Annotated in this window: 10 protein-coding genes; 6 read left to right on the plus strand and 4 right to left on the minus strand. The window is 65.1% G+C overall.

Annotated elements, in window-relative coordinates; all coding sequences use genetic code 11:
- The coding region (locus tag EB084_13110; GenBank protein NDD29196.1) for a hypothetical protein at nucleotides 1-1,074 on the plus strand (1,074 nt) is incomplete at its 5' end.
- Between the two features lie 68 nt (nucleotides 1,075-1,142).
- Here EB084_13110 and EB084_13115 read toward each other — a convergent pair.
- Nucleotides 1,143-2,225: a glycosyltransferase family 9 protein gene (locus tag EB084_13115; protein NDD29197.1), complete on the minus strand. Its 1,083-nt coding sequence runs from the start codon at nucleotides 2,223-2,225 to the stop codon at nucleotides 1,143-1,145.
- Between the two features lie 248 nt (nucleotides 2,226-2,473).
- Here EB084_13115 and EB084_13120 point away from each other — a divergent pair, with 248 nt between their 5' ends.
- The gene (locus EB084_13120) at nucleotides 2,474-3,526 is read left to right on the plus strand and encodes a hypothetical protein (protein NDD29198.1); all 1,053 of its coding nucleotides are present in this window, start codon (nucleotides 2,474-2,476) and stop codon (nucleotides 3,524-3,526) included.
- Nucleotides 3,527-3,539: 13 nt separating this feature from the next.
- On the opposite strand, the gene EB084_13125 is transcribed toward EB084_13120, so the two are convergent.
- The gene (locus EB084_13125; GenBank protein ID NDD29199.1) at nucleotides 3,540-3,953 is read right to left on the minus strand and encodes a type II secretion system protein; all 414 of its coding nucleotides are present in this window, start codon (nucleotides 3,951-3,953) and stop codon (nucleotides 3,540-3,542) included.
- A gap of 167 nt (nucleotides 3,954-4,120) precedes the next feature.
- Between EB084_13125 and EB084_13130 the strand changes: the two genes are divergently transcribed.
- From EB084_13130 to EB084_13145, 4 genes are all read left to right on the plus strand, one after another.
- Complete coding sequence (locus tag EB084_13130) at nucleotides 4,121-4,540, plus strand: hypothetical protein (protein ID NDD29200.1); 420 nt, start codon at nucleotides 4,121-4,123, stop codon at nucleotides 4,538-4,540.
- A 580-nt stretch (nucleotides 4,541-5,120) separates the two neighbouring features.
- Nucleotides 5,121-6,437 carry an HD domain-containing protein gene (locus EB084_13135; GenBank protein ID NDD29201.1) on the plus strand — a complete coding sequence of 439 codons (1,317 nt, stop codon included), beginning with the start codon at nucleotides 5,121-5,123 and terminating at the stop codon, nucleotides 6,435-6,437.
- Between the two features lie 68 nt (nucleotides 6,438-6,505).
- Nucleotides 6,506-7,135: a phosphatase PAP2 family protein gene (locus tag EB084_13140; GenBank protein NDD29202.1), complete on the plus strand. Its 630-nt coding sequence runs from the start codon at nucleotides 6,506-6,508 to the stop codon at nucleotides 7,133-7,135.
- Nucleotides 7,136-7,306: 171 nt separating this feature from the next.
- Nucleotides 7,307-8,389 (plus strand): iron-sulfur cluster carrier protein ApbC, encoded by a 1,083-nt coding sequence (locus tag EB084_13145; protein NDD29203.1) that lies wholly within the window; start codon nucleotides 7,307-7,309, stop codon nucleotides 8,387-8,389.
- Between the two features lie 143 nt (nucleotides 8,390-8,532).
- On the opposite strand, the gene EB084_13150 is transcribed toward EB084_13145, so the two are convergent.
- Complete coding sequence (locus tag EB084_13150; protein ID NDD29204.1) at nucleotides 8,533-8,973, minus strand: GtrA family protein; 441 nt, start codon at nucleotides 8,971-8,973, stop codon at nucleotides 8,533-8,535.
- Nucleotides 8,974-9,006: 33 nt separating this feature from the next.
- Nucleotides 9,007-9,270: NADH-quinone oxidoreductase subunit NuoB (gene nuoB / locus EB084_13155; protein ID NDD29205.1), on the minus strand; the 264-nt coding region annotated here is incomplete at its 5' end.

The following is a 9,270-nucleotide window of genomic DNA, read 5'->3' on the forward strand; positions in this document are numbered from 1 at the left end:
CCGGTGGGGGCGGGCGAATGTCAGCACCAGGCCAACAGAGATGAGCAGGAGGAGCTTGCGGTGCATGCTCTCCCGGAGTTCGGCATCTCAGGCCGCGGCCCTCTCGTCAATCTTTGGGTCGTCACAGGAAAAACAGGGCGTCCGGCGAAAGAGGGCCTGCTCATGCCGCGCCGCACGTGTGTGCGACGCGCAGTGGCGCAGTCACCTGTTGGAGGCCTCTCGTTGCGCTCACTCATTCGTCTCGCCAACCAGCTCAACTGGATACACACCCCCTTTCTCATCCTCTTCCACGCACTGGCGGTGATGGCAGTGGTTGCCACCCGTCCGCGTCCCATCGATCTGGTGCTTCTCGTGGTGCTCTACCTCGCCACCGGATTTGGCATCACCGTCGGATTCCATCGTCTCATTGCCCACCGGGGCTTCAAGACGCCGCGATGGCTCCGCAACATCTTCGGCTTTCTGGGCACGGCCAGCCTCCAGGGCGGCCCCGTGCAGTGGTCGACGGTTCATCGTCGCCACCATCAGCTCAGCGACAAGCCCCTCGACCCGCACACCCCCACGCGGGGCTTCTTCTTCTCGCACATCGGCTGGATCTTTCTGCGTCGCAAGATCGAGAAGAACGAGCTGCTCGTGAAGGACGTCGTCTCTGAGCCGTTCTTCCGCTGGCTCGACCGCCCGCTCCCCTCCGTCGTGCCAGCTGTCTCGCTGGCCGTGCTCTGCTACGTCCTCGCGGGGTGGCAGGGCGTTCTCTGGGGCGTCTTCCTGCGCACGGTGCTGCTGTGGAACGCCACGTGGTGCGTGAACAGCTTCTGTCACCTCATGGGGTCGCGAGAGTTCAACACCCCGGACGGTTCGCGAAACCTCTGGTGGGTCGGCCTCATCGCTCTCGGTGAAGGGTGGCACAACAACCACCATGCCCGTCCGCGCTGTGCGGTGCACGGCATCCGGTGGTGGCAGGTCGACATCTCGTGGATGTTCATCCGCGTTCTCGAGCGCCTCGGCCTTGCGTCCGCCATCCAGCGGCCGCGCGAGGTCGAATCTTCGGTGGAAGACGCACTCGAGGTGGCTTCCTGACGGGGAACCCGCCGTGAGGTGAGCGACGCTCGTCGTGAGGCGGGTCGCTCAGCGCGTGGATGTGGCCGTCATCGCTGGCGCAGTGCGCGCCGCGTGGCGGCCACAACCATTTCTGGCGTGATGTCTTCGTAGCACGTCATGCGCGCGCAGGTCTCCTTGCGGCACGCTGCGCTGCAGCGAAACCGGTCGGGGCGTACGATCTCTCCTCGCCAGGGGCCCCAGCGCCTGGGCAGGTCGCTCTGCATGGCGAAGATGCCCACCGTCGGGGCCCCCACGCCCGCAGCCATGTGCATGGGGCCGGAGTCGTTTGCGACGACCAGGCGGGCGCGCTCGAGCAGGGCCCCCAGCTGGGGCACGGAGAGCCGCCCGGCGAGGCTGACGCAGGGTTCGTGCATCGTCTCGGCCACTGCTGTCACCACGTCGATCTCCGACGGGCCGCCGGTGAGCACGACCGCAAGCCGGTGCTCCCGCGCGATTGCATCGGCCATGGCCGCGAACGGTTCCGGGGGCAGCTTCTCCCTGTCGAGGGGGATGCCTCGCCCCACGTGCAGCACCGCGTATGGGCCCTCGATGCCGGCCTCGGCGCAGATGGCGGCGGTCTGTGTGCGGGCGGCATCTGTCAGGAACAGGCGGGGGAACGGTTCGGGGAGGTCGGCGCCGACGGCGCGTGCGTAGTCGAGCTGGCAGTCGACCCAGTGCGAGGTGGTGTCACCATGCTCGCTCCGGATCGGCACCCGATGCGTGTACATCCACGAATAGGTGAGGCGCGAGTCCTGTCCCACACGGTGGGGCACGCCTGCGCGCCAGAGCAGCCAGGCTTCCGCGAAGCGGCTCCAGAGCACGAGGCCCAGATCGTAGCGTCGCCGTCGCACCTCTTCGAGCCAGCGGTGGAAGCCGTCGCGGCTGTCGAGCTCTCCTTCGTCGGCCACCAGCAGCTCGTTCACCTCTGGGTGACTGGCCACCATGTCGGCGGCCCCCTTGCGCACCAGGACATCGATGCGTGCCTCCGGCCATCGATGGCGAAGGGCGTCGATCACCGGGCTGCTCACCAGGACATCGCCCATGCCGCCTCGCGCGAGTACCACCAGCGCCGCGCTCACGTGGTCGGGAGGGCGCGGAGAGCGCGGCTGTCGAAGGGCATCAGGGGACATGCCCGAGGGTTCCACGCTGCAGGTTGAGAGGCCTGTCGTGGGGAGCGCAGAGGGAGGCGCGCGCGATGAGGAATATATTCATCATCGCGACGTCGTGTCACGTCACGGATGCTGCGTGAATCGCGCGCAGCGAGACAGGTCATGCGGTAGAGGAGATCGGTCGCCCCGCGCACGAGGCCGCGCGCGAGGCTGCGCTGCGTCGGGTGGGAAGTCGATGCCGCGCTGAAGGTCTCCGAGAGGAGGAGCGGGTGGATTCGTCCGGGTGGGGCTTTGACTGGGAAGCCATGAGCGATCGCTGCGTCAAGGCGCTCGTGCTCGCCCAGCAGGAAGCAGAGTTCCTGAAGGCAGAGCACGTGGGCACCGAGCACGTGCTCATCGGCCTTCTCGCCGGTCGCAGCATGGGGACCGACCTCCTGGCGGATCACGGGGTCGATGTCCACCTTGCGCGGGCAACGCTCGAGAAGTTCCGCTCGCGGTCTGAACCCGCCTTGATACGGCGCTTCAGCTGGCGGGTGCGGCGAGCCGTCGAGCTGGCCTTCGAAGAGGCCGGTCGCGCGCACAGCCCCTTCCTCACCACCGATCACCTCTTCGTGGGTCTTCTCTCGCAAGACGACGCAACAGCGGTGAGCATCCTGGTCGACCTCGGAACGCCGGTGGTCGAGCTCGTGAACCGCCTGCGCGCACGGGAAGGCGACTCTGGTGAGACCGACCTGCCCTATGCCGCCGCGCTGCTCGATCAGCTGCGCGTCTCAGACGCAGCGGTGCCCGAGCTCGAGAAGGTCTCCGCGCAAGCACCGCAAGGCATGTCGCTCGATCGGTTCATCGAGGTGCTCGATGAGCTCGGCAAGGCCCTTCAGACGGCGCAGGCGCTGTTCGTGGCCGCGCGACCGCGGCTGCCTCGACTTGACGTCCCGGAGGTGGCCGAGGGCGACTGGCCGGTGGTCGACGAGGAGGTGTATCCGGTCTCCGCGCTGGTTCGCCAGATCCTCACCCAGATGGTGGGCAGTGGTGCTGACCGCGTGGTGCTCTCGCCGAGCGATGACGCGCTGCACGTCGAGTACCACATCGACGGGCGGGCCGATGTGCTCGAGGTGCCGCCCATCCTCCGGACGGTGGTGCCGTTCAGCGTGATGCGCCTGGCCAATCTCAATCCCATGGAGAAGGGTCGCGAGATGCAGGGCGAGCTCACGTTTCGAGCAGGAGATCAGAGCCATGGCCTGCGCGTGAACAGCGAGCCGGTGCGCAGGGGGGTACGGGTCGAGATCACGCGCGTCACACGCGAGACCATCAGCGAGGCGTGAGAGCGGCAGACCCTCAGCGCTCGAGCAGGCCTGTCGCGCTCAGGTACTGCGGATAGCCGCTGTGCATGCCGAGCTCGCCGTGGTAGTTCCCCGAGCACACCAGGGTGTAGGCGTCCGGCACGGACGCGGAGCTGAACCCGTTTGTGTAGGGGTTGTTGGAACCGGCGGAGGGGCACGTGGGAATGGACTGGATGTAGCTCGGTGACAGCAGGGAGAGGTTCAGCGGATAGCGGCCACCGTTGGCGGTGGAGTACGATTCGGTGGCGGCGGCGATGTTCTTGAGGTTTGTCTTGCAGGCTGTCACGCGGCCCTGCGAGCGCGCGCGAACGAAGTTGGGGACGAGAATGCTCGTCAGGATGGCGATGATGGCGATGACGATCATCAGTTCGATAAGGGTGAAGCCTCGTCTGGCGCGGGGAGAGATCATATGCCCCCTATTTTACGGGCACCGCGCCTTGAAATCAAGTCAGCCTCCAACGGCTCTCCCGACGGCGCCGGGTCGGGCGAAGAGGAACCTGCGCGCTTGGGGCTAATACCCTCCGGTCTGGGAGCGGCCTTGGGCCATCCCGCGGCGCTCACTCACCGGGAGGTTCCATGGTCACCGTCAATGCCCGCGCACTTCTCCAGGCAGCGCTCGATCCGAGCCCCGAGGCCATGTATTACGTCGATACGAAGAAGGGCGACGTCGTGAAGATCACGGCGAGCATGAACAAGACCGAGCTTCTCCGCTTCAAGACGTTGCTCGACAAGGAAGTCGATCGATTTCTCAAGCTGCCGCGTCCCACAGGCGAGGAGACGTACGCCGACATGGCGGCGTTTCGCGCCACGGTGAAAGACAAGAAGCTGCAAGAACGCCTCCAGATGGCGGTGACGGGCGGGGGAACCCTGCGCAATCACGTTGACGCCCTCTCACCCGTGCCGCTCGAGAAAGAGCGCTGGTACAAGTTTCGAGAGACCCGCATCCTGCAGCGTCTGCAGGGCTGGTTGCGCGAGAATGGATTGAAGACATCATGAGAAACGCACGCGCCTTCCTGATTGCAACGACCCTCCTGCTGGTTGCGGCCATGCGCCTCTGCGGCGCTGAGCCCTTCGTCTACGACACGAGCCCCACCCACGTGATCTTCGAGATCAGCACCCGAGGCGGCTTTGAATCGCAGCTCCAGGAGCTGACCGCACTGCCGGACTTCGTTCTCTATGGCGACGGCACCGCTGTGTGGGTGCGCCATGACAAGAAGAAGGACCTGAACGTGCTCATGGCTGCCCGGCTCTCGTCAGAAGAGGTCGCGGCTGAGCTGGCATGGGTCGAGTCGATGGGCTTTAGCGGGTGGTACGATCGCTACGACCGGGTGACCCTGCCGAAGATGCCCACCACCACCGTTCGTCTCGATCTCAAGAGCGGAACCACCACCCGCATGGTGTACGGACTCGCCATGGCCCTGAAGCAGAAGGTGGTGCCTGAGGGATTCGGTCAGCTCTACGATCACTTCACGCAGTTCCGTCACAAGGACGAGTACGAATATCCCATCGACAAGATCACGCTCTACGCGCGAAAGCTGACGAAGTCAGAGGCCAGACGCGGGTATCGATCGCTCTCGTGGGGAGTCAAGCAGGTCGTTCTGGGCGACATCGCCCACGATGGCGATGTCGATTTCGGCCAGAAGATCTTCACGGGCGCCGACGCCGAGCGGGTCGTCAGTCGCCTGCGCAACTGGACCCTCTTCTCCACCGAGCTCAGCGTCGTCTTCTTCAAGGACAAGAAGGACGACTTCCAGGTCGGCTATCGGCCTGTGCTCCCACACGAGTAGGAGGCGACGCCATCGTGCGTGTGTCGCGGGCCACGTCTTCCGAGGCTGAGCAGCTGGCCCTCCTTCTCGAGGTGGGCAGGGAGTTCTGCTCCTCGCTTCAGATCGACGAGGTCTTGCGGCGCGTGCTCGACCGTGTGATCGAGGTGACGGGGGCCGAGCGGGGGTTCGTCGTTCTGCGTGAACGAGACGATCGTCTGGCGGTGCGCCACGCGCGCAACCTCGATCAGGAGAGCATCGAGGCCGACGAGTTCAAGGTCAGCCGGGGTCTGTTCGAGCGGGTCGCCTCTTCCGGCGAGCCCCTGCTCACGAGCAACGCCATGAACGAACCGAGCCTCTCGGCCTACGAGAGCATCGTCATCCATGAGCTGCGGTCGGTCATGTGCGTACCCCTCCTGGTGAAGGGCATCTCTACCGGCGTCATCTACGTAGACAATCGCATCAGCGAGGGGCTGTTCGTGCAGAGCGACCTCGATCTGCTCACGGCCATCGCGCAGCAGGCATCCATCGCCATCGACAACGCGCGCCGCCACGAGTCGACGCGCGAGGTTGTTCTCGCCCTGGCCAACGCCATCGAGGCCAAGGACCCCTATACAGGCGGACACGTCGACCGTGTGACCATTCTCGCCCATCGCCTGGGGGTGCATCTCGGGCTCACGGCCGAAGACCTGTCGAACCTCGAGATGGCCGCCATCCTTCACGATGTGGGAAAGATCGGCATCGAGGAATCGGTGCTCACCAAGCCGGGCCTGCTCAACCCCGCTGAGCGGAGGCGCATGGAGGAGCATCCGGCCATCGGTGAGAGCATTGTGCGCGGGTTGCACAACCTCCCCGAATCGGTGAAGCTTTCGATTCTTCATCATCAGGAGCGCTGGGATGGCAAGGGCTATCCGTCCGGGCTGAAGGGTGGCGCCATTCCCATCTATGCGCGCATCGTCGCCGTGTCAGACACCTTCGACGCCATGACCACCACACGCCCCTATCGCGCCGCGCTGCCCGCGCAGGTCGCCATCGACGAGATCACGCGCAACTCGGGGACGCAGTTCGATCCGGACGTGGTGGATGCGTTCCGCACCGTTATGGAGACGTGGGTGGAACCAGAGGTGTGAGTGCGACGCCAGGCAGCAGCCCGTCACGAGAGGGGCTGTCTGCGCTGTCCCTGGGGCTGTGTCTCTCTGTGGTCAGCGCGCTCTTGATGGTCTGGCTCACGCACGAGGTCATCGCGGGTGAGGTGGCCGGGTTCGACGACGCCGTGCGCGCTCAGGTGCGCGACCGCCAGGTATGGCTTCTCCCGCTCATGAAGCTGTGCACCACGCTGGGCAGCCCGGGCGCCCTCGCGCTGGTCTCGCTGCTGCTGTTCGTCGTGCTGTACGCGCAGGGAAGGCGGGTGTCGATGGCCGGGGCCGCGCTGCTCGTCATGGCGATGAAGACCTTCTTCCGACGGCCCCGGCCTGTGCCGTTCTACGGTCTGGCAGTGCCAGCGTCATGGAGCTATCCGAGTGGGCACGCCACAGCGTCGCTCTGCTTCTTTGCAGCACTGGCCATCATCGGCACAGGGCGTGTCTCGGGACGGTGGCGGGTCGTGGTATGGTCGGCCTGTGGAGGGGCGGCCCTCCTGGTTGGGGTCTCTCGGGTGTATCTCGGGGTGCACTGGCCCAGTGACGTGCTCGGGGGGTGGCTCACGGGAACCATCTGGATGACGTCGGTCTGGGTGGCTTTTCGGCGCATGCGGGCCGCGAGCGTCACGCATGACGAGGCGGCGAACGTGGGCATTGGTTCAGGCAGAACGGGCGTGTCAGAGGAGTGAGCCTGTCGAAGGGTGTATTCTGCTTGCACACAGCCTTCGGCCACGCATCGCCCCCGAGATGCCGTCACGATGTCTTTTCTGAGACGATGTCGCGACATTCAACGCCGCATGCGCAGGCTGTCCCGGCATCCAGACCGTCGGTGAGAACGACGGCAACGACAAGGAGCTTCTATGAGCAATATCACTGAGGCGCAGGTGCTCGACGCCCTGCGCACCGTTCAAGAACCGGATCTCCACAAGGACCTCGTCGCCTGCGACATGATTCGCGATATCCGCATCAACGGCGATGAGGTATCGGTGAAGGTCATGCTCACCACCCCGGCCTGTCCCCTCAAGGGCAAGATCCAGGCAGACGTGCAGCGCGCGCTGCTGAGCATCCCCGGGGTGGCCAAGGCCCACGTGGAGCTCGACTCCACGGTTCAAGGGGCCCGTCACGGCAATCGCGAGGCGGTGGGTGGCATCAAGAACATCGTTGCCGTGGCCAGCGGCAAGGGCGGGGTCGGCAAGTCGACGGTGAGCGCACTCCTCGCGCTGGCGCTCTCGCGCGAGGGCGCCCGCGTGGGGCTGCTCGACGCAGACATCTACGGTCCCAGCATTCCCCGCATGCTCGGCATGAACGATCACAAGCCCACCGGCAGCGAGAGCGGCAAGATTCTGCCCATCGAGCGCGAGGGCATCAAGGTCATGTCGATGGGGTTCATGGTGACGGGCTCGCAGGCCGTCGTCTGGCGTGGTCCGATGGTGCACAAGGCCATTCACACGTTCATGTACGACGTCGACTGGGGACAGCTCGACTACCTGCTCGTCGATCTCCCGCCGGGAACGGGTGACGCCCAGCTCACGCTCACGCAGTCGGTTCCCCTGGCGGGCGTGGTTGCCGTGACCACACCGCAGGAAGTCGCGTTCACCATCGCCTCGAAGGTGGTGACCATGTTCCGCGACACGAAGGTTCCGGCCCTCGGCGTCATCGAGAACATGTCGTACTTCCAGTGCCCCTGCTGCAACGAGAAGACCCCCATCTTCGGCAAGGGCGGTGGGGCTGAGATCTCACGTCGCATGGGCATGCCGCTCGTCGGCTCGCTCCCGCTTGATCCGCTGCTCTGCCAGGAGGCCGACCTCGGCGAGATGGGAAAGCTCATCGACAGCGATACCCCGCTGTCGCAGACCATTCGCAAGATCGCGCGTGACGTCGCGGCGCGGGTGAGCATCACCAACTTCAGCTGCGGCGCCATGACCCAGGTGGTTCGCGCCTGACCTTCCCGGGGGGAACGCCTGGCTGAGAACGATGAAGGGCGCCGCCCGCGGGCGGTGCCCTTTGTCGTTCCAGGGGGGGGTGCGCCGGACGGGCTGGCACACGCTTGATCTTCAGGAGAGGAGGGGCGCGCGCGCCGACGTTGTCAGGCGGCTTGCTGGCGCTTGATGACCACGGCTTTGAGACCCTGGCCGAATGTCAGCTTCTTGTGGCCGATGAAGCCGATGGGAATGTTCACACCGACAGCGACGCACTTGGCGATGTACGCATTGACCCTCGAGGCGCCGAAGATCCAGATCCACCACTGCACCACGGCAATGCCAACGCCGAGGCAGAAGAGCGCGACCACGAGATAGGTTGCGAACTGCTGCGACGTAGGTCGATCGTGGTTGCGGAAGTTCAGGTGCTTGTTGAGCAGGAAGTGCGTGATGAACGCGATGATCTGCGAGATGGCCGCAGCCTTCCAGTAGGTGATGTCATTGTTGAGAATCGCTGCGTAGCTGCCGAAGTCGATGATGAAGACAAAGCCGCCAATGGCGATGTATCGCAGAAAAGACGGCAGGTGGGGGCGAAGTCGTTCTAGCATGGCGTGCAGGTGGGGCGGAGGAGCGCCTTTCGTTCAGACCCGGCTGTAGCGCTCGGAGAGCTGGCGCTGCTTGCTCATCTTCTCACGCAGCTTCAGCACCGAATACATGAGCGCTTCAGGCCGTGGCGGGCAGCCCGGCAGGTAGACATCGACCGGGATCACCTTGTCGATGCCCTTGAGAACCGAGTAGTTGTCGTAGTAGAAGGGGCCGCCGTTGGTGGCGCAGCCACCCATCGCAATGACGTACTTGGGTTCCGGCATCTGCTGGTAGAGCAGCTTGACGCGCGGCGCCATCTT

It is taken from the genome of Pseudomonadota bacterium, from assembly GCA_010028905.1.
Classification (GTDB): Bacteria; Vulcanimicrobiota; Xenobia; order RGZZ01; family RGZZ01; genus RGZZ01.